Origin of the sequence: Flavobacterium cucumis, assembly GCF_900148835.1 — a bacterium.
GTDB classification, from domain to species: domain Bacteria; phylum Bacteroidota; class Bacteroidia; order Flavobacteriales; family Flavobacteriaceae; genus Flavobacterium; species Flavobacterium cucumis.
Window position 1 is genome coordinate 388,696 of record NZ_FRYK01000001.1, and the last position, 20,467, is coordinate 409,162.

Here is a 20,467-nt window from a genome sequence, read left to right on the forward strand (position 1 = left end):
ACCATAAAAATTGGGTTGCAAAATTATAGAATTTTTACAACCCAAACAAGTTTTTAATTTATTGAAATTCAATTGGCTAAAAATTAATCTTCACTAACGAAGATTTTATTTAAAATCGACTGACTTATGGACAATAAAATACTAAAAATTAAAGCCGTTATGAAACCATCAACACTAAATTCGTCAATAAAATAATCACATACCAAAATAATAATTGCATTTATAACCAACAGAAATAAACCTAGTGTTATCAAAGTAACAGGAATTGTTAGCAACACTAAGATTGGTTTAAAAAAAGTATTCAACAAACCTAAAACTACCGCTACCATTAAAGCTGCTGTTAAGTTTTCAACATGAACTCCAGGTAAAAAATAGGACAGTACAAAAACAATTATTGTACTTATTAACAACTTGATTAATAAATTCATCTTACTAATATTTAAAATTTAAAGTTACAAAAAAAGGCATCGAAATGGATGCCTTTTTTATTTTTATTTTGATTTATTTTTAATTAGTCGGTAAGATGCTGATACCAGGAAAATTATTTGGATTTAAAAGAGGTAATCTTGCACTGTAATAATTATTAATTACTTTTAAAATTTCATTAGCAATTACAGAATACCCTCTTGCATTAGGATGAACACCATCCAACGAAAATAACACTTGAAATTCGGTTGTTCCCCCACTGAAATAATTTGCAGTATATAACGTTCCATTATCCGCTCTTAATCCTGAAACTAATTGATTCAATATCGCATTCATATCAGCCACAGCTAAATCATTAGCATTAGCAATTGATATAATAGCTGCATTGTAAGCTGCAGTTGCACTTGCAACTTTTGCTTTTTCATTAGCCGTTAACACCCATCTATTCGCCATTGGATAAGAAACTCCATTAATATTGATTAATGTAGATGGTGACGATGCATTAGGCGTACCAATCACCGATCTAGCTGGCAAAACCACTAAATCTTGTGCTGTTGCCTGACGAGCTTTTCCAAAAACAGCTCCAAAAGCAGCAGCAACCTGAGCTCCTAATGTAGGAGTTAAAGCTCCTGTAATCTCGGCAGATCTATCAGTTGCATCTGCATCAAAAATTAAAATAGGATTTGCTGCTGTTGCCGATAAAAGATTAACACGATTTGGTTCTCCATACGCTGTAAAGATATTATCTAAAGGGCCATATAACTGAGCATTCAAAGCATTAATATTTGTAGCACCTCCTAAAGCCGTTGGTGAAAGTGGCGCATAAGGAACAGTTGTAAAATAAGGAATAGAGGTTACGCTTGGTACCGTTGCTACAACCCCCTTAGCTCCATTAGAAGTTAAGGTAGTAATAATTGTTGAATATACACTAGCAAAGGCATTCGCATTAGTGATATCATTACTGCCATAGGTAGCTGGATTTAAGTTTCCAGTAACATTATGATCTGCAGCAGGAGTATTTCCGTCAGCTTGTGCACCACCATTAGTTGCATACGACAAAACATCATTCGCACCAATCCAATTCGTAAAGAAAGTAGGATTTTTGCTCATTGCATCTCCTAAAACAGAAGCAGTTGAAGAAGTTGCATGTCTCACAAAATATGGATTAGCCTGACCTACTGCAAGACCTGCTGGATTTCCATAACCTGGAGCTAGTAAGTGAAAGGATTTTGCTCCTGGAACCCCCATATTATTGAATGCCGTAGCTTGAGCTGCTAATGTAACAGTGGTTGTTCCTGCGATTGGCTCTGGACCACCTTGCGCTGCATCGATGATTAATCTTGTATTAAATCCTGGTAATGGTAAACCTCCTAGATTATTTACATCATCAGCATATGATGGCTGAGTAAACTCACCCCCACCAACAAGTGCAAACTGTTGTGCTAATAAATTAGGAAAAGAATAAGTCTGTCCTACTCTTGATACCGTACCATCCATGTATCCTGCTGTCAAAGAATTTCCGACAGCAACATAAGATGAAAAATCAGCTTCCCCAGCCGAATAATCTTGTGAAACTGGATTTTCAAATTCTGGCTCACAAGAAGCAAATCCAGCAGCAATAATTGCTAAGTATATAAATTTATTTTTCATTTTATTTTTTTTTAAATTAGAAACCATATGTTATTCCAATACCTGGAGAAAACACCACTGACTTATATGTTCCTGCAAATCTTCCATTTGCATTGTAATCATATGAATTATCAATTTCGTCAAAATGAATATACAAGAAAGATAAATCAATGCCAAATTTGTCATTCAACTGATACGTTAAACCTCCTGTGAATGCATTGGAATCGTTTCTAGGTGTCTCTGGAGCAAAATAACCATCTTGCACGGGACTTTCATCAAAATAATATCCTGCTCTAACAGTAAATTTTTCACTCGCTTTGTACTGAGTTCCGATTCTGTAAGTTGATGCATTTTTGTAATTTCTTGGATTTACAGATGTTGGCAAGCCATTATCAAACTTAACATCTAAACTTTGGTAAGCACTCCATAAAGTATAGTTATAATCAAATGCAACCAACCACTTATCTGTAAGCTGAACTGACAGTCCAGTAGTCACTTCTGCTGGTAATGGTAGATCCGCATCAAATGTGGTATTTGTCAGTAAAGATTGAGCAATAACTGGAACATCATTAAAGGTAGCATCACCACCTCTAGCCTCCATCGTGATTTCAGATCTATAATTTAATCCCAATCTAACTTTCTTTGAAGGATTAAACATTATTCCTAAATTATATCCCCAAGCTGTGATACCTGTAGCATCAAGCGTTAAATCTGTCGGATCATTATCTACTTGAAATGTTTCGTTAGCAGCGTATAAATTTCTATTAAAATTAACCGAACCAGTAGCGTAAATTAAACCTCCACCTACACTAAAATGCTCTCCTGCTCTAATAGAAACTGATGGTTGAACAAAAATAGCTTGTAAATCGATATTATTAACCAGATATGCACCTTGCCAATTTTGATCCCATTCTACCGAACTTCCGTATGGAGTATAAACTGCCAAGCCTGCCGTCAACCAGTCAGTAACCCTGTAGGTTGCATACACACTAAAAGGAGTACCAACATTTTCAGTGTAAGCAGTAGTGTTGAAAGTATTCTCTTGAAATTTAGTGTTTGCAAACAAGGCACTCCCTCCAACAGATAAATTGAATTTCTTATCTAAATAAGCCATACCTGCTGGGTTGAAGAAAGCAACTTCAGCGCTATTTACTACAGCAACACCTGTGTGCCCCATAGCCAATTGTTTTTGTCCTTGAATACTAACTCGATAACCTCCTGCGAAAGCAGTTGAGCCAGCCAAAGCCAATAATGTTAAAGAAAGTAATTTTCTCATAATGTAATAAGTGTTAGTTTTTCTGAATTTGTAATATCAATAGTTCAAAATTAAGACAAAATATGAATTTTACAATTTTTTTAACTAAAAAATTATGCATGCATAATTTTTTGCCTTTTTATTTGATAAATTCTACTACATACGAATAAAAATCTTTAGGATTCTCCGCATGCAACCAATGACCCGCATTTTTTATTGTTTCAATTTTTGCCTTTGGAAAATGATGATAAATGGTTTCAAAATCACTGTCTAAAATGTAATCTGATTTATCACCTCTTAAAAAAAGCACTTCTTTATTAAAAACACAATCAATAGGCAACGCTGTTCCAATAGCTTCAATTTTTTCATTAAACACTTTCAAGTTAAATCGAAAAGCCAATTGTTCTGGTGAAGCCCAATACAAACTCTTTAGTAAAAATTGACGAGTCCCTAAATTCTTAATGTAAGTAGAAACCATTTCTTCAACCGCTCCTCTACTTGGTTTTTTTGAAAAATCAACCGCATTTAATGCCGCTAAAATGGTTTGATGATGTGGTGCATAATATTTCGGACCAATATCCGCCACGATTAATTTAGAAACCAATTCAGGATACCTAGTAGCCAAAAGCATGGCTACTTTACCCCCCATAGAATGCCCAATAATACTAACCTCCTTCAAATTATGATAATCACAATATTGCTTTACATCTTCTACCATAATTTCATATGAAAATTCTTCAGAATGAAAGCTTTTACCGTGATTTCTCAAATCTAAAGCATGTACTTGAAATCCTTCAAGTGCAAATTGAGTCGCTAAAGTTTTCCAATTGTCTGACATCCCAAAAAAACCATGCAAAATTAACAAAGGCTTTCCTTCCCCCTCTATTCTTGAGTGCAACACCATTTTATTTCAATTTTTGAATATACATATTCACAACATTTTCCAATCCTAAGTATAACGATTCTGAAATTAAAGCATGCCCAATTGAAACTTCAAGTAATCCAGGAATATTATCTTTGAAAAACTTGATATTATCCAAACTCAAATCATGACCTGCATTGATTCCTAAACCCAATTCATTTGCTTTTATTGCAGCCTTAACATAAGGATCTATTCCACTTTTATTTCCCAAACCGTATTGATGTGCAAAGGATTCGGTATACAATTCTATTCTTTCTGTTCCCGTAGCTTTTGCTCCTTCAATCATTTTTTCATCGGCATCAACAAAAATGGAAGTTCTGATTCCATTTCGTTGAAATTCTTGAATTACTTCAATTAAATACGATTGATGTTTGATTGTGTCCCAACCCGCATTTGAAGTTAATGCGCCAATTGCATCTGGAACTAAAGTCACTTGTGTTGGTTTGCATTCTAAAACCAAATCGATAAAATTATGTTGGGGATTTCCTTCTATATTATATTCGGTATACACTATCGATTTTAAATCGCGTGCATCTTGATACCGAATATGTCTTTCGTCTGGTCTTGGATGAATCGTGATTCCATCAGCACCAAATTGCTGAATATCTTGTGCAACTTTCAACAAATCAGGCACATTACCTCCTCTTGAATTACGAAGCGTCGCAATTTTATTAATATTTACGGATAACTTTGTCATAATAATTTTTAATTTATACAAAAATACAAAGTATAAGTTAGCAAGCATATGGTATTTTTTGATTATTTTGCGATGTATTTTTTTCCATTCCACAATGAATAATTTAATAAGCTATATCAACAACGAGATCAAACCGCTAAAACATACCGACACGATAGCGGATGCACAAGACTTATTTACTGATTTCCCTTACACCCATTTTCCTGTCACTGAAGAAGGAGTTTATGTAGGTTGCGTGAGTAAAGAGAGCATTGAATTTTTAAAAAGTGATATGCTTGTTAATGAAAATCGATTTCATTTTGAACGCTTTTTTGTGCGATCTTCTGTAATTTGGCTTGATGTTTTAGAAATTTTTGCCAAAAACGAAACCAACTTAATCCCAGTCTTAGATGAAAAAAACAATTATTTAGGATATTACGAATTAGAGGATATTATCCGATTTTTTCATGAAACTCCTTTTTTAAAAGAAGAAGGAGGAATAATTGTTGTTGAGAAAGAAAGTGATCAATTTACAATGAGTCAAATTACCCAAATTGTTGAAAGCAATAATGCAAAAATACTAGGATTGTTCATATCCAAAATAGCAGGGAATAAAATAGAAATTACAATAAAAATTAGTCAAAGTGGCTTAAACGACATCATTCAAACTTTTAGACGATATGAATATGAAATAATTTCAGAACATCAAGAAGATTCGTATTTAAACAGTTTAAAAGAACGTTCCGATTACTTAGACAAATACCTTAATATTTAAAAAAAGATATTATGAAAATAGCCATTTTTGGACAATATTATCAAAACAATACAGCCGAAATCGTAAATAAAGTAGTTACCTTTTTAGAAACGAAGCAAGTTTCTATCCATTTTGAAAACGCTTTTTTAAAAATTTTACAAGAAAAAAATATCATTACAAAAAATTTTCCAAGCTATTCCAACTACGAAGAACTAAATTCTGACTTTGAAGCTCTTATTAGCATCGGTGGAGACGGAACAATTTTAAAAGCAGCCACATTTGTAAGAGAAAAGAATATTCCAATAATCGGAATTAATGCCGGTAGATTAGGCTTCTTAGCCACGATACAATTTGAAAATATTGAAACCTTATTACAAAAAGTACTATTAAAAGAGTATTGTATTTCCAAAAGAAGTTTGTTAAGCATAACGACTTCACCCGAACACGAAAATTTCTCAGTGCTTGATTTTGCGCTAAACGAAGTAACTGTTGCCCGAAAAGACACCACTTCTATGATTACGATTGAAACGTATTTAGATGGTGAATACCTAACCTCTTATTGGGCTGACGGATTAATCATTTCAACACCTACAGGATCTACGGGATATTCTTTGAGCTGTGGCGGACCCGTTTTAACACCAAATGTAAGTAGTTTTGTTATTACCCCAATGGCCCCACACAATCTGAATGCCAGGCCATTAGTAATAAAAGATGATACCGAAATTGAATTAAAGGTTTCTGGAAGAGAAGAACAATATTTAATTTCATTAGATTCCAGAATTGCAGCAGTCTCAAAAGACACAGTTGTAAAGATTAAAAAAGCTCCATTTACTATTTCAATTGTAGAATTCAAAGAAGAATCTTTTTTGAACACCATAAGAAAAAAACTACTTTGGGGAGCCGATAAAAGAAATTAAGACTCTTTTATATCATTTTTATATTTTTAGCGTTTTAAAAATTGAATAAGGTATAACAAAAAAAACCTATAAAATAGGGTTAAGAAGTCAATATTGTTATATTTGCAAACTATTTTAAAAAATGAAACGCTTTTTAGTTTACATTAGCTTGATTTTCTGTTACTTGAATTCTTACTCACAAATAAATGAGTTAGGAGTATTTGTTGGTGGAATAAATTACATAGGAGATGTTGGGCCTACTACTTATGTCGCTCCTAACGAAGCTGCCTTTGGAATTTTATACAAATGGAATAGGAGTCCAAGACATGCTTGGCGCTTTTCTTATTATCAAGGAAATCTAGAATCTAAGGATCGAGATAGTGATGTTCCTAGTAGAAATTTAAGAGGGAATTCTTTTGAAAACCATATTAAAGAATTTTCAGCTGGAATGGAGTTCAATTTTCTAGACTTTGATCTTCATGATGGTGAAAAAAAAATAACGCCTTATGTCTTTACAGGTTTAAATTATTTTATTTACAATGAAATTTACATTTTAAACCAAGAAAGTAGTATTGATTACAGAAGTAGTACTTTTGCCATCCCTATGATAGTTGGTGTCAAAGCACGCTTGTTTGATAATTTTATTCTGGGAGCAGAAGTTGGAGCAAGATATACTTTTACCGATAATTTAGATGGAAGTAATCCAGAAAATGATAATTTTGAAACAATTCGATTTGGCAATTTAAATAGTAACGATTGGTATGTTTTTAGCGGATTAACACTTACGTATACCTTTGGCAAAAACCCATGTTATTGTCCAGAATAAAATGAAATTACAAGAAATAAATACAAACTGTCTTCCTCAACATCTAGCTATTATCATGGATGGCAACGGTCGTTGGGCCAAACAGAAAGGGCTTTTACGTGCTGTAGGACATGAAAATGGAACAAGATCAGTAAAAGTAACTGTAGAAAGTTGTGCAAAACTTGGGATAAAAAACCTAACACTTTATGCTTTTTCTACAGAAAACTGGAACCGTCCAAAAATAGAAGTTGACACCTTAATGAAACTCTTAGTTTCTTCTTTAAAAAAAGAAATTAAAACTTTACAAGACAACAATATCAAATTAAACGCCATTGGAAATTTAACAAATTTACCGAATAGCGTTCAAAGAGAACTACATGAAGTAATCGACAAAACAGCTGAAAATACAAGGATGACACTCACATTAGCACTTAGCTATGGTGCCCGTGAAGAGTTACTACAAGCTGTTAAAAAAATCACTCACAAAGTTAAAAATAATATAATTTCTGAAGAGGCTATTGACGAATCAATTATTAATCAGCATCTTTACACACACAATTTACCAGATGTTGATTTAGTAATTAGAACTAGCGGTGAACATAGAATTAGTAATTTCCTGTTATGGCAAATTGCTTATGCCGAATTTTATTTTACTGACATACTTTGGCCAGATTTTTCAGAAGACCATTTATATGAAGCAATTATTAGTTATCAAAAAAGAGAACGCCGTTTTGGTAAAACCAGCGAACAAATTATACCTTAAAAAAATGTTTAAAAAAGGATTACAAGCACTTTCAATATTCTTAATATTTTATAGTTCAACCCTTCTCGCTCAAGATACAAAACTCGAAAGCGGAAAAGAGTACATTTTAGCCAACATAGATGTTACTGGAAAAATCAATTACAATGCGCAGACCGTAACTACTTTCACGGGGCTTGAAAAAGGACAATCTATTATGGTTCCTGGAGAAGATATTAGCAATGCAATTAAAAAACTATGGAAATTAGGTCTTTTTTCCGATGTAAACTTTTATGTAAACAAAATTGAAGGTGATAGCATCTTTTTAGAACTGAATATCAATGAACTCCCAAAACTAGGAGATGTCAAATTTCAGGGAATTAAAAAAGGAAAAGTAGAAGAATTAACAAAAGAGACCGACCTTAAAAAAGGAAAAATTGTTAATGAAAATTTACTTACAACCACTAAAAATTATATTGAAAACAAATATAAAAAAGACGGGTTTTATAACACAAAAGTAACTATAAATACCATTCAAGATTCCACATTTGCCGATGTCAAAATGGTTATTAACATAGACAAAGGAGATAAAGTAAAAGTTAAAAGCATCACTTTTGAAGGGAATGAACTTTTATCCGATAAAAAACTTAAAAAAGCTTTTAAGAATACCAAAGAAAGAAACCCTATACGATTTTGGAAAAAATCAAAATACATCAAGGATAAATACAATGAGGACTTAACTAGCTTAATTGATAAATATAAAGAAAAAGGATTTAGAGATGCTCGAATAGTAGCTGATTCCATAACTTATGATAAAGCCAATAATACTATTGCAATAAAAGTAAACCTTGAAGAAGGTAAAAAATATTACTTTGGAGATATTCGTTATCTTGGTAATACGGTCTACACCGATCGTCAGTTAAATGCTTTGCTTGGAATTAAAAAAGGAGACGTTTACAACGGAACCATTTTGCAAAAAAGAATTGCAAATGAAAAAGAGCCAGACGGAGAAGATTTAACCAATTTATATCAAAATAATGGTTATTTATTTTCTAACATTAACCCTGTTGAAGTTAGAACCTCAAATGATACTATAGATTTTGAAATTAGAATTACAGAAGGCCCTATTGCCTATTTTAATAAAATTTCAGTTGTAGGAAACGACAGAACAAACGACCATGTGATTTACCGTGAGTTGCGTACAAGGCCTGGTCAAAAATACAGCAAGGAAGACTTAATACGCTCAATTCGTGAAATTGGACAGTTAGGATTTTTTGATCCTGAAGCAATTAAACCCGACTTTAAGAATGTAGACCCTCAAGCTGGAACAGTTGACATTGAATATAACGTTGTAGAAAAAGGTTCTAGTCAAATTGAATTACAAGGAGGTTACGGCGGAGGAGGTTTTATAGGAACTCTAGGATTGTCTTTCAACAATTTTTCTGCTAGAAATATGTTTAAAAAGGAAGCGTACCAACCCCTACCTATGGGAGATGGACAAAAAATGTCGTTACGTTTACAAGGGAGTACTTACTTCCAAACGTATAGTTTATCGTTTTCTGAGCCTTGGTTTGGAGGAAAAAAACCGGTTAGTTTTTCTACATCGATTTCCCATAGTAAACAATTTCAATTTAATTTTAGATCTAGAGACGTAGACAGAAGTCAAAGTTTTAACATTACTTCATTATCCGTTGGTATTGCTAAAAGACTTACCGTACCAGATGATTTCTTTGTCTTATCACAATCGGCATCTTTTCAATATTATGATTTAAATAATTTTAGATTTGCAACCTTTAGTTTTCAAAATGGTGCCTCTAGAAATTTAGCTTATACAGTAGCGTTGACTAGAAACAGTAAAGGAGTGAATCCAATATTCCCCACAACAGGTTCTGAATTTAGTATTTCTGGTAAGTTTACTCCTCCTTACTCATTATTTAATGGAGTGGATTATAGAGCATTAAGAAATGATCCAAATTACAAATTAAAATACAGTGATGCCCTTGCTCCACTTGTAGATAATTCAAGTGGACAAGTTCCTACTACTGGAGACTACATTGGCGCTAACTATGACCAAGATGGTAATATAGCATCTATATTTTATGTAGACAATCCTAATGATGCCGCTCTAGATGAAGCCAAATACGACCAAAAACGTTTCAACTGGTTAGAGTATTATAAAATAAAATTTAAAGCAGATTGGTACACTAGAATTTATGAAAAATTAGTCTTAAGAGCGAATACCGAATTCGGCTTCATGGGAGCCTATAATTCAGACAGAGGCTTGGTTCCTTTTGAAAGATTTTTTGTAGGTGGAGACGGATTGGCAAACTTTGCACTTGATGGAAGAGAAGTAATTCAGTTAAGAGGATACCCGAATAACACCTTGTCTTCTCAAGATGGTGGTACCATTTATAACAAGTTCTCACTAGAGTTAAGATACCCTATTACTTTAAATCAATCAGCATCTATTTATGCTTTGAGTTTCCTTGAAGCTGGATCGGCCTTTAACAACTTTAAAGAATATAATCCCTTTAAATTACAAAGATCAGCTGGAGTTGGAATACGAGTATTCATGCCTGCATTTGGCTTATTAGGAATTGATTTTGCTCATGGTTTTGATGCTATACCAAATTTTGACGGTCAATCTAACGTAGGTGCTCCTAAAAGTGGTTGGCAAACACACTTTATCATTGGACAACAATTTTAATAATAGTTTGATTGTTTTTTGTTAATTTCGTGAAAATATTTTGATATTTGTTACGTTTGTAAAGTATCATTAATTTGTATTGGTACTTTACCTACAAAACAAAATTTAATCTACATGAAAAAAATAGTGCTATTTTTCGTTTGTTGTACTTTTATCACTAATGCCCAAACCGCTAGAGGTGTAAGAATTGGATATATAGATATGGAATATATTCTAGAAAAAGTCCCTGACTATGCGGAAGCGAACAACCAATTAGAACAAAAAGCTCAAAAGTGGAAGCAAGAAATTGAAGTCAAAAAAAACGAAATCAAAGTACTTAAAGATAATTTAAAAGTAGAACGTGTTCTTTTAACAAAAGAATTAATAGAAGAACGCCAAGAGGAAATCGACTTTCTAGAAAACGAGCTTTTAGATTATCAAGAAAAAAGATTTGGTCCAAAAGGGGATTTAATTTTACAAAAAACAGTATTAGTAAAACCAATACAAGACCAGATATTTACAATTGTTCAAGATGTAGCAGAACAAAGAAATTACGATTTCATTTTCGATAAATCTTCTGATTTAACCATGTTGTTTGCAGCACAGCGCTATGACATTAGCGATTATGTGGTAAGAAAACTAACCTCTTCTCAAAAGAGAGAAGAAATGTCAAAAAAACAATTAAAAGCATTTGAAGCAAAAGAGGAACTAGAAGAATTAATAGCTGATAACCCAGCAGTTGAGGAGCGTCAAAAAAAATTAGATGAAAGAAAAGCCGCAAGAGATTCTTTAATTGCAGTGAGACAAAAAGCTATAGACGACCGCAAAGCAGAAGCTGCAGCAAAAAGAAAAAAATTACAAGAAGAACGCGACGCTAAAAAAAATGGCACAGTAATTGAAAAGACTTCTGCTGAGGGCAGTAAAGAAGCAGTAGAAGAGAAAGATTCTCCAACTAGCCCTTCCGCTGATGACAAAAAAACGGCAGCCGAACAAGCCAGACAAAAGTTAATAGACGACCGAAATAAAAAACTAGAAGAGCGTAAAAAAGCTTTAGATGATAAAAAGAAAAAAGCAGCCGCAGATAGAGAAGCCGCTATAAAAGCTAAAGAACAGAAAACAGAAAAAAAAGAATAAATAACTTAAATTAAAATCAACAATGAAACAATTAAAAACATTAGTAATTACAGCTTTACTTTTCATAGGAACTCAAACATTTGCACAACAAAAAATTGCACATATTGATGTTCAAGCATTAATGACTACCATGCCGGAAATGAAGACCGCTCAAGATCAAGTTAGAAAAATACAAGAAACATACGATAAAGAGTACAAAGGAATGGTTGCAGAATACCAAACAAAACTTCAAAAGTATGATCAAGAAGCAGCTACTGTTGGAGATGCAGTAAACGAAACACGCTCAAAAGAAATGCAAGATATGGGAGCTCGTATTCAAAAATATGAGCAAGATGCAAGAAAAACTCTTGGAGACAAAGAATTAGAATTAATTAAACCAATTATGGAAAAAGCTCAAAAAGCAATCCAAAAAGTAGCTAAAGCTAAAGGTGTTACTTATGTTTTAGATGCTACAAGTGGAAGTGGTGTGCTTTTTGCAGAAGGTGGTATTGATTTATTAGCTGACGTTAAAAAAGAATTAGGTTTTTAACATAGCTAATTAGCAACATAAAAACTGTTTAATCTTGTATTTAGATTAAACAGTTTTTTTTATTTTTGTTTTGATGAAAAATACAAATCCAATAGGTTTATTTGATTCTGGCATAGGAGGTACTTCTATATGGAAAGAAGTACACACCTTGTTACCAAATGAAAATTCGATCTACTTAGCTGACAGTAAAAATGCTCCTTATGGTTTAAAGACTAAAGAGGAAATTGTTTCGCTTAGTTGTAAAAATACAGAATTTCTGCTGAATCAAAATTGCAAGCTAATTGTTGTTGCTTGTAACACCGCAACTACAAATGCAATTAAAGAACTTAGAGAAAAATACGATGTCCCTTTCATAGGGATTGAACCTGCTATTAAACCAGCTGCCATTAACAGTAAAACCCACTGCATTGGAATCCTTGCAACAAAAGGGACATTAAATAGTGAATTGTTTCACAAAAGTGTAATGAATCATCCTGATGTTACAATCATTGAACAAATCGGCCATGGATTGGTTCAACTAATCGAAAATGGAGACATTGAATCGCCAGAAATAAAAGAACTTTTAGAAAGTTATCTCACTCCAATGGTGAAAAAAAATATTGATTATCTAGTTTTAGGATGCAGTCACTATCCCTACCTCATACCCCAAATAAAAAAAATCATCCCTGCGAATGTCCAAATCATCGATTCGGGTGAAGCTGTGGCTAAACAAACCAGGAATATTTTGGAAAAAAACAAACTCCTGAATCAAACAAATGAAATAGGGAAACAAATTTTTTATACAAATAGTGACCCAGAAGTCTTGAAAAATATTCTAAATAATTCTTATGAAGTAGTTTTTAAAAATTTCTAACTCAAAAAAATTACCCATTAATAGCTTCTACTTTTAAATCATTGTCTTTCAACATATCTTTTAACATGTTTTCAATTCCATTTTTTAAAGTAAAAGTAGACGAAGGACATCCGCTACAAGCTCCCTGTAAAATTACTTTTACTCTCTTTTCTGCAGGATCAAAAGAATCAAACATGATATTGCCTCCATCACTTTGAACAGCTGGTTTTACATATTCTTCAATGATATTTATTATTTGCTGTGAAGTAACATCTAAAGAATCAAAGTAAGCTTCTTGTTGTTTTTGGTGTACTGCAGTTACAGCCAATAAAGATTCATCAATAACAACATTGCCGTTCTCAATGAACTCTTTAATAAACGTTCGTAATTCCAAGGTAATTTCATCCCATTCCGCTATAGCAAACTTAGTTATAGAGATATAATTTTCGTCTATAAAAATTTCTTTTACAAATGGGAACTTAAACAATTCTTTTGCTAATGGAGATGCGGTAGTTTCATCAATATTTTTAAATTCAACAGCCGTTTTAGTCAACAATTTATTACTTACAAATTTCAAAACCGCAGGATTAGGTGTGGTCTCACCATAAATTGTAATAGGTTGCTTTTTGTTTTCTAGCTCTTCCGGCAAAAGAACCTGACCTCCATTAGAAAAGAACGCATTAATCTGTTCAACAACATCACCTTTAACATCCTCCCATTCTACTATTGAAAATTTCTCAATAGCTATAAAATTACCTGAGATATAAATTGTCTTTACAAAAGGGAGGAAAAATAATTGTTTTGCTAATGGTGAAACTTTTGTTTCATCAATATTTTTGAATTCAAAATTTTTATTTTTTACTATAAATTCATCAAATTCAAATTTAATTATCGCTGGATTATTTGTGGTATTGGTAGCTATTACTTGCATTTTAATTTTCTTTTTGCAAATATAACAACAAAAAAACTTTCCCGATTTATAATTCCCTTTAAAGTCTTTATTTTAACTTATAATTCATACTAGTTTAGTATTGAAAAAGAAAAACACAAATGGCTAAACAACAATAAAATTCATAAACATTTAACGTATAAGCAAAGTCAATCTTAAAAATTTAAATGTTGCTTTTACAAAAAAAAATAAAAAAATGTAAATAGAACGAAAAATTTATATCTTTGGAAAATTACAAATAATACAACATTTCTTAAAATGTAATTTGTTTTAGTAAAAAACAATTAACAAAACAAGCATGTTGAATCAATTTTCATTAAAACGAAATTCGTAATGAACCTAAAAAAAAGTTATTACATTTTAGTGCTATTACTTGCACAATTTACTTATTCTCAAGAGGGAATCGCAGTATACTCTGATTATTTATCAGATAATTATTATTTAATTCACCCGTCAATGGCAGGAGCTGCTAATTGTGGAAAAATAAGAATTACAGGACGCCAACAATGGTTTGGACAAGACGATGCTCCTGCACTTCAAACTGTAAGTTTCAACACCTCACTGGGACAAGATGCAACTTCTGGAATTGGAATTATATTGTTTAATGATAAAAACGGATACCACTCTCAAAAAGGGGCAAAGTTAACTTATGCACATCATTTGAGATTCTCTAGAACCACAGTTGATTTAAACCAATTATCGTTTGGTTTGAGCACCGCTTTTGTACAAAGCACGCTAGACGAAACGCAGTTCATAGGTCAACCTTTTGATCCGTTTGTATTTGGAGGAATTTATCAAAAAGATGCCTATTTTAATATTGATTTAGGTGTTTCTTATCATTATTTAGACTTTTTTACCCACTTCACAATAAAAAACTTCTTAGCTAATAGAAGAGAAATTTACACGGAAGGTTTCGAATCGGACAATTTGTCTAAATATCTTTGGTCAGCTGGTGCAGTTCTTGGTAATGAAAACAACCTTCTTTTTGAACCTTCTTTTATGTTTCAATATACCTCAGAAACCAAAGAAAAAGCATTAGACTTAAACTTAAAAGTTTATAAAGAACTAGATTTTGGAAGACTTTGGGGAGGTTTATCCTATAGAAGAAGTTTTGATGGTGCGCAATTTAATAACGATGGCAGTATTGAAGATCAAAAATTGCAATGGATCACTCCAATAATCGGCTTAAACTATGACCAATTTATGTTCTCCTATACTTACTCTCATATCATGGGTGATGTTAAATTTGACAATGGTGGGTTTCATCAAATTACATTAGGTATCAATGTTTTTTGTAGAGATAAAAAATGGGATTGTAATTGTCCTGCTGTCAACTAAGAAAATAAAATTTATATTTGTCCCGATTTATCGGGACATTTTTTTTAAAATAGTAATCATGTTAATAAAGGAAGTAAACGGGAAATATCCACAAATACCAAAAGATTGTTACATTGCCGAAAATGCAACCATTGTAGGTGATGTTAAAATAGGTGAAAATTGCAGCGTATGGTTTAACGCCGTCATAAGAGGCGATGTAAATACGATTACAATCGGAAACAAGGTAAATATCCAGGACGGCGCAATCATTCATTGTACCTACCAAAAGCATCCAACAACAATTGGAAACAACGTATCAATAGGCCACAATGCGATTGTTCATGGATGTGAAATAAAAGACAATGTCTTAATAGGCATGGGAGCAATTGTCATGGACAATTGTATTATAGAGAGCAACTCAATAATAGCTGCTGGTGCCGTGATTACACAAAACACAATAGTGGAATCAGGGTGTATTTATGCAGGCGTCCCTGCTAAAAAGGTAAAAAATATTGATCAGAGTGATTTTGCAGGGGAAATAGAAAGAATCTCAAACAATTACGTCATGTACTCCAGTTGGTTCAAAGAGAGCGACAAAAAATAGTTTTACTTATCGCTATTATAAAATAAAAAGGTTGGGCTATAGTTAAAAGTCCAACCTTTTTATTTAAACTTACACACTTTTTAGGATAGTGTCTAATAAAAAAAGAGCCTTACGGCTCTTCCTTTATTTTTTATTTTGTTGATTAAACTCTTTAAACAACTCTAATAGATTCATTATTGATTTAATCAAATCGTTAGTCTCTAAAAGTAAAGCGAAATATAATTTACTATTTTTAGGACTTGTTTCTGTAGTTCTAATTCTAACAATTTGTTTTTTTATCAAACTTTCAACTGAATTTAAGAAGGTGTTTTTCTCTTTTAAAATATCGTCTAATTTAGTAAAATCTTCTGTTTTAAAACTTTCCTCTAACTTCGTTAAAATCGCTTGAAGTTGAACATCTATCGTTTTTAAATCACGAATCTGATTGAATTTCAATTTTTTATGGTTATTATTCACATGCGAATGACTACTGTTTGTTATAAAATCAATAGACTGAACCATGTCTTGCAAATAGCCTAAAATTAAAATATAAAATCTACTTGCTTCTACCGAATTTTCATCCAAATTTTTGATAAAATAAAACACATTGCTCTTTAACTCATCAATCTCTTTTTCAAGTTTTTTTAGCGCTTTCTTGTTCTCTTTTAACTTGGCTAAATCTTGCAATCCTAAATTATCAATAACATTAGTATATAACATATTTGTTTTACGCAAAACTTTAGAAATCTGAGAAGAACTCTCCGTTATCATCTCTTTGATAGTAACAATATCCTCTTTTCTTAATTTCTTAATTTCCTCTTCTTCTTGCACCTTCTTTTTGTGAATTTGATTACTTCTGTAGAAAAAGATAGCCACCACAATCATGAAAGCAAAGAAAGCAAAAACTTCTCCTATAAATAAAATATAGGCAATAATAGCTGATGATAAGAAAGCCGCCAAAGCTGTTACAAACCAACCTCCAATTACATTAAAAACACCTGCGACACGGTAAACAGCACTTTCTCTATCCCAAGCTCTATCAGCAAAAGAAGATCCCATAGCCACCATGAAAGTCACATAAGTTGTAGATAACGGTAATTTCATAGAAGTACCTATGGAGATCAAAATAGATGCAACAATTAAATTAACTGACGCTCTTACCATGTCAAACATTGGCTGTTCATCACGCTTACCCGTATATTCTGGCTGAACAAACTGAGCATCCAATTTTTTCTGAAGCGATTTTGGTAAAATAAAACTAATTATATTACCTATATACATAAACCCACGAACAATATTTCTGGATAAATTATTCGCATTATACTTTTCATTTCCTTCCCCTTGACGTGATAAATTTTGTTCTGTTTCAATAACAGATTTTGCTTTTTTTGATGTCCATAACGTATAGACCATGATCACACCAGCTGCAGCCAAAAACAAGAAAGGGGCCGGCAAATTTTCTTTCTCTAAATCGGACATCATGAACTCTGTAGCTCCAACAGTTTGAGCTGCCCAGATTTCATAAGCTTGATAAGCCGCAATCGGCACTCCAATAAAGTTTACCAAATCGTTTCCAGCAAATGCTAATGCCAATCCAAATGTCCCTACAATAATGATAAATTTAAAGACACTATACTTAAAAACACTAATTAGTAACTGACAAACAATAGTCCATAAAATAAACGAATAAAGTATTATCGTTAAAGGACTTTCTTTAATAAAATCCTTTATCTCAGAAGGTACAAAAGTGATAGATTTTAATCCTTTTACTAAAATAAAAAAAGTGATAGCTGTCATTGCAACTCCTCCAAAAAGAGCAGCTACATATTGGTATCTTTTTTCAATATGGAAGGTGAAAATTAACCTTGAAACGTACTGAACTAAAGACCCTAGAGCAAACGATAATGCCACAGAAAGCAAAATACTATAAACTATTTCAGTTGCTTTTTCAGAGTTGATATACCTTCCTAAAGTATCAAAACCATCTTCACTTACATATACTTTGTAAATAGCTAATGCAACGGAAGCACCTAACAAAGAAAAGATTACAGAAACCGTTGTTGATGTTGGCAATCCTAATGTATTAAAAACATCAAGCAACAATACATCGGTAATCATTACTGCTAAAAAGATGATGATGACATCGTTAAAACTGAACATACTTGGCGTAAATATTCCGTTTCTAGCAATCTCCATCATACCATTCGAGTAAAGCGCTCCAACAGCAACTCCCAAACTCGCCACAATCATAATGGTTTTAAACGAAACCGCTTTTGAACCAATAGCAGAATTCAAGAAATTAACTGCATCATTACTTACCCCTACCATCAAATCGGTAATTGCAAGAATAGCTAATGCAATTAACATTATAATATAAATTTGCTCCATTTTTTTATGAATTAATTTTGCTGCAAAATTCCTTTAAGAAATTTAGATTTACGTTAATTTAATGTTATCAATTGTAATAAAAGTAATTTTTAAAAATAAATTTCTTAACTTTAATTTAATATTAATATTCTAACTATGGCAGTATTAAAAGTAATCGAAGTCTTATCCAGCTCCAGTGTGAGTTGGGAAGACGCAACAAGAAAAGCGGTGACACAAGCAGCTAAATCTTTAAAAAACATTCGTTCCGTTTATGTTCAAGACCAAAGCGCTTCCGTTAAAGACAATGAAATAACAGAATTTAGAGTTAATCTCAAACTTACATTTGAAATCGAATAATCAAAATTTTCAAAAAGCGCTCAAAAGCGCTTTTTGTCTTTAAAAATTATAACAATATCTTTGTAAAAAAAAAAAAAAAGAATATGACACCCCTAGAAATCCAAAGTTATTTTGAAACAATAAAAAAATTAGTCTTTGAATACTCTCCAAAATTTGTAATTGCAATTATTATTTTGCTAGCAGGTTTATGGTTTACAAGTTTTATAACTAAATCGGCTAAAAAAATTATGAGTGTTCGAAATGTAGAACTAACCCTTTCTACTTTTATTGGAAATCTAATTTTTTGGACATTACGAATTTTACTTTTTGTAACAGTAATCTCAAAACTCGGTATAGAAACATCTGCATTTGTTACTATTTTAGGGGCTGCAGGTTTGGCAATTGGATTATCTTTACAAGGTTCACTATCTAATTTTGCTGGTGGGATATTAATAATTTTATTCAAACCCTTTAGAATTGGCGACTTCATAGAAGCCCAAAATGTCTCTGGCACTGTTAAAGATATAAAAATATTTTCAACGGTTATAACATCACCTGATAACAAGCAAATTGTAATTCCTAATGCCGCACTATCAAATGGTGTAATTATAAATTATACTGTTAACGGAATAAGAAGGGTTGATTTAATCATTTCCGTAGATTATGGAACCGATTTACAATTAGCAAAAGACACTATTTTCAATGTTTTAGATACAATTCCTGAGATTTTAAAAGATCCTGAAACTGCTGTTTTTATAAACAATTTAGCTTCAAGTTCAATCGATTTTGCTGTACGACCCTTTACAGAAAATGAAAATTATTGGAAAGTCAAATCTGACGTCTTAGAAAAAATTAAAATTGCATTTGATAAAGCAGGCATTGAAATCCCTTATCCTCATCAAGTAGAAATCCACAAAGAATAAGTTTAATTTTACTTGTTCAACACAAAATCCTTTAAATAATAAGGCTCAAAATAAGCAACGTCTTCAAAGTTGCTTGTTTGGTATTTTTCAAAAGATAAATCACACATTTCATTAGCAGATGGAAATATCACATCAGAATGGAATATAAATTTAGTATTGGTTAAAGTGTTTTTTAATTTATCTGTTCCATCACCTACCAAATGGATTGTATCTTTAATTTCTTGATAAGAGGTCTCGTCTATGATTTCAGCTTGGGTATTTCTAATTTGATTGTGGTGTTTGTCATAAAAAGCAGTAAAAACTTCCATTCTACGCGCATCAATCATAGGAACAATGATGCCGTCATGGACCTTAATTTTTTTTGCTAAAAGTTGTAATGTATCAATTGCAATTAATGGAATGTTCAAAGAATAACAAAATCCTTTTGCAGAGGAAACCCCTATCCTTAAACCCGTGTAAGACCCTGGTCCTTGGCTCACAGCAACAGCAGCTAAATCAGAAAATTTTAACTGATTTTCAAAAAGCAACTCTTCTATGAAAACATGTAACTTTTCAGCATGTGAAAAATTTTGCTCAGCAATTTCCTTGCAAGCGATACACTTTCCGTCACTAGCTAATGCTACTGAACAATTTTTTGTAGCGGTTTCGATATTTAAAATTAGAGCCATAATCAAATTTTGAAAAGCAAAGTTAGTGATGAAAATACGTA

20 protein-coding genes are annotated in these 20,467 nt (G+C 32.2%); 12 read left to right on the forward strand and 8 right to left on the reverse strand.

Going from position 1 to position 20,467, the window contains the following annotated elements; translation table 11 throughout:
• Window positions 1-83: 83 nt before the first annotated feature.
• The 5 genes from BUE95_RS01830 to BUE95_RS01850 form a co-directional block, all read right to left on the reverse strand.
• Window positions 84-428, reverse strand: coding sequence for a phage holin family protein (locus BUE95_RS01830; RefSeq protein WP_073580852.1), 345 nt, complete (start codon window positions 426-428; stop codon window positions 84-86).
• 79 nt (window positions 429-507) lie between these two features.
• The gene (locus tag BUE95_RS01835; RefSeq protein WP_073582362.1) at window positions 508-2,076 is read right to left on the reverse strand and encodes an autotransporter outer membrane beta-barrel domain-containing protein; all 1,569 of its coding nucleotides are present in this window, start codon (window positions 2,074-2,076) and stop codon (window positions 508-510) included.
• A 16-nt stretch (window positions 2,077-2,092) separates the two neighbouring features.
• Complete coding sequence (locus tag BUE95_RS01840) at window positions 2,093-3,331, reverse strand: OmpP1/FadL family transporter (RefSeq protein WP_073580855.1); 1,239 nt, start codon at window positions 3,329-3,331, stop codon at window positions 2,093-2,095.
• 118 nt (window positions 3,332-3,449) lie between these two features.
• On the reverse strand, window positions 3,450-4,211 hold the full coding sequence (locus BUE95_RS01845; protein WP_073582364.1) for an alpha/beta fold hydrolase: 762 nt from the start codon (window positions 4,209-4,211) through the stop codon (window positions 3,450-3,452).
• 4 nt (window positions 4,212-4,215) lie between these two features.
• Window positions 4,216-4,929, reverse strand: coding sequence for a pyridoxine 5'-phosphate synthase (locus BUE95_RS01850; RefSeq protein ID WP_073580857.1), 714 nt, complete (start codon window positions 4,927-4,929; stop codon window positions 4,216-4,218).
• A 94-nt stretch (window positions 4,930-5,023) separates the two neighbouring features.
• Here BUE95_RS01850 and BUE95_RS01855 point away from each other — a divergent pair, with 94 nt between their 5' ends.
• The 8 genes from BUE95_RS01855 to murI all read left to right on the forward strand — a co-directional run bounded on the left by BUE95_RS01855 (window position 5,024) and on the right by murI (window position 13,304).
• Window positions 5,024-5,683, forward strand: a complete 660-nt coding sequence (locus BUE95_RS01855; protein ID WP_073580859.1) for a CBS domain-containing protein — start codon at window positions 5,024-5,026, stop codon at window positions 5,681-5,683.
• A gap of 11 nt (window positions 5,684-5,694) precedes the next feature.
• Window positions 5,695-6,579 carry an NAD kinase gene (locus BUE95_RS01860; RefSeq protein WP_073580861.1) on the forward strand — a complete coding sequence of 295 codons (885 nt, stop codon included), beginning with the start codon at window positions 5,695-5,697 and terminating at the stop codon, window positions 6,577-6,579.
• A 121-nt stretch (window positions 6,580-6,700) separates the two neighbouring features.
• Complete coding sequence (porG, locus tag BUE95_RS01865; RefSeq protein WP_073580863.1) at window positions 6,701-7,384, forward strand: type IX secretion system protein PorG; 684 nt, start codon at window positions 6,701-6,703, stop codon at window positions 7,382-7,384.
• Window position 7,385: 1 nt separating this feature from the next.
• The gene (locus BUE95_RS01870) at window positions 7,386-8,126 is read left to right on the forward strand and encodes an isoprenyl transferase (protein WP_073580865.1); all 741 of its coding nucleotides are present in this window, start codon (window positions 7,386-7,388) and stop codon (window positions 8,124-8,126) included.
• The gene (bamA, locus tag BUE95_RS01875) at window positions 8,056-10,809 is read left to right on the forward strand and encodes an outer membrane protein assembly factor BamA (RefSeq protein WP_073580867.1); all 2,754 of its coding nucleotides are present in this window, start codon (window positions 8,056-8,058) and stop codon (window positions 10,807-10,809) included. The genes BUE95_RS01870 and bamA overlap by 71 nt, the downstream gene beginning before the upstream one ends.
• A 114-nt stretch (window positions 10,810-10,923) precedes the next feature.
• Window positions 10,924-11,922 carry an OmpH family outer membrane protein gene (locus BUE95_RS01880; protein WP_073580869.1) on the forward strand — a complete coding sequence of 333 codons (999 nt, stop codon included), beginning with the start codon at window positions 10,924-10,926 and terminating at the stop codon, window positions 11,920-11,922.
• 22 nt (window positions 11,923-11,944) lie between these two features.
• Window positions 11,945-12,451 carry an OmpH/Skp family outer membrane protein gene (locus BUE95_RS01885; protein WP_073580871.1) on the forward strand — a complete coding sequence of 169 codons (507 nt, stop codon included), beginning with the start codon at window positions 11,945-11,947 and terminating at the stop codon, window positions 12,449-12,451.
• A gap of 73 nt (window positions 12,452-12,524) precedes the next feature.
• Window positions 12,525-13,304 (forward strand): glutamate racemase, encoded by a 780-nt coding sequence (murI, locus tag BUE95_RS01890; RefSeq protein ID WP_073580873.1) that lies wholly within the window; start codon window positions 12,525-12,527, stop codon window positions 13,302-13,304.
• A gap of 10 nt (window positions 13,305-13,314) precedes the next feature.
• On the opposite strand, the gene BUE95_RS01895 is transcribed toward murI, so the two are convergent.
• On the reverse strand, window positions 13,315-14,214 hold the full coding sequence (locus BUE95_RS01895; RefSeq protein WP_073580875.1) for a NifU family protein: 900 nt from the start codon (window positions 14,212-14,214) through the stop codon (window positions 13,315-13,317).
• A gap of 351 nt (window positions 14,215-14,565) precedes the next feature.
• Between BUE95_RS01895 and BUE95_RS01900 the strand changes: the two genes are divergently transcribed.
• A complete protein-coding gene (locus tag BUE95_RS01900) occupies window positions 14,566-15,570 on the forward strand; it encodes a PorP/SprF family type IX secretion system membrane protein (protein WP_073580877.1) in 1,005 nt (334 codons plus the stop codon).
• A gap of 58 nt (window positions 15,571-15,628) precedes the next feature.
• Window positions 15,629-16,153: a gamma carbonic anhydrase family protein gene (locus tag BUE95_RS01905; RefSeq protein ID WP_073582366.1), complete on the forward strand. Its 525-nt coding sequence runs from the start codon at window positions 15,629-15,631 to the stop codon at window positions 16,151-16,153.
• A gap of 123 nt (window positions 16,154-16,276) precedes the next feature.
• Here the strand turns inward: BUE95_RS01905 and BUE95_RS01910 are convergent, their stop codons facing one another.
• Entirely contained in the window at window positions 16,277-18,520 is a 2,244-nt protein-coding gene (locus BUE95_RS01910) for an inorganic phosphate transporter (protein ID WP_073580879.1), read from the reverse strand.
• A gap of 135 nt (window positions 18,521-18,655) precedes the next feature.
• On the opposite strand from BUE95_RS01910, the gene BUE95_RS01915 reads away from it, so the two are divergent.
• Complete coding sequence (locus BUE95_RS01915; protein WP_073580881.1) at window positions 18,656-18,856, forward strand: dodecin family protein; 201 nt, start codon at window positions 18,656-18,658, stop codon at window positions 18,854-18,856.
• Between the two features lie 83 nt (window positions 18,857-18,939).
• Window positions 18,940-19,758, forward strand: coding sequence for a mechanosensitive ion channel family protein (locus tag BUE95_RS01920; RefSeq protein ID WP_073580883.1), 819 nt, complete (start codon window positions 18,940-18,942; stop codon window positions 19,756-19,758).
• Window positions 19,759-19,766: 8 nt separating this feature from the next.
• Here the strand turns inward: BUE95_RS01920 and tsaB are convergent, their stop codons facing one another.
• A complete protein-coding gene (tsaB, locus tag BUE95_RS01925) occupies window positions 19,767-20,426 on the reverse strand; it encodes a tRNA (adenosine(37)-N6)-threonylcarbamoyltransferase complex dimerization subunit type 1 TsaB (protein WP_073580885.1) in 660 nt (219 codons plus the stop codon).
• Between the last annotated feature and the right edge of the window lie 41 nt (window positions 20,427-20,467).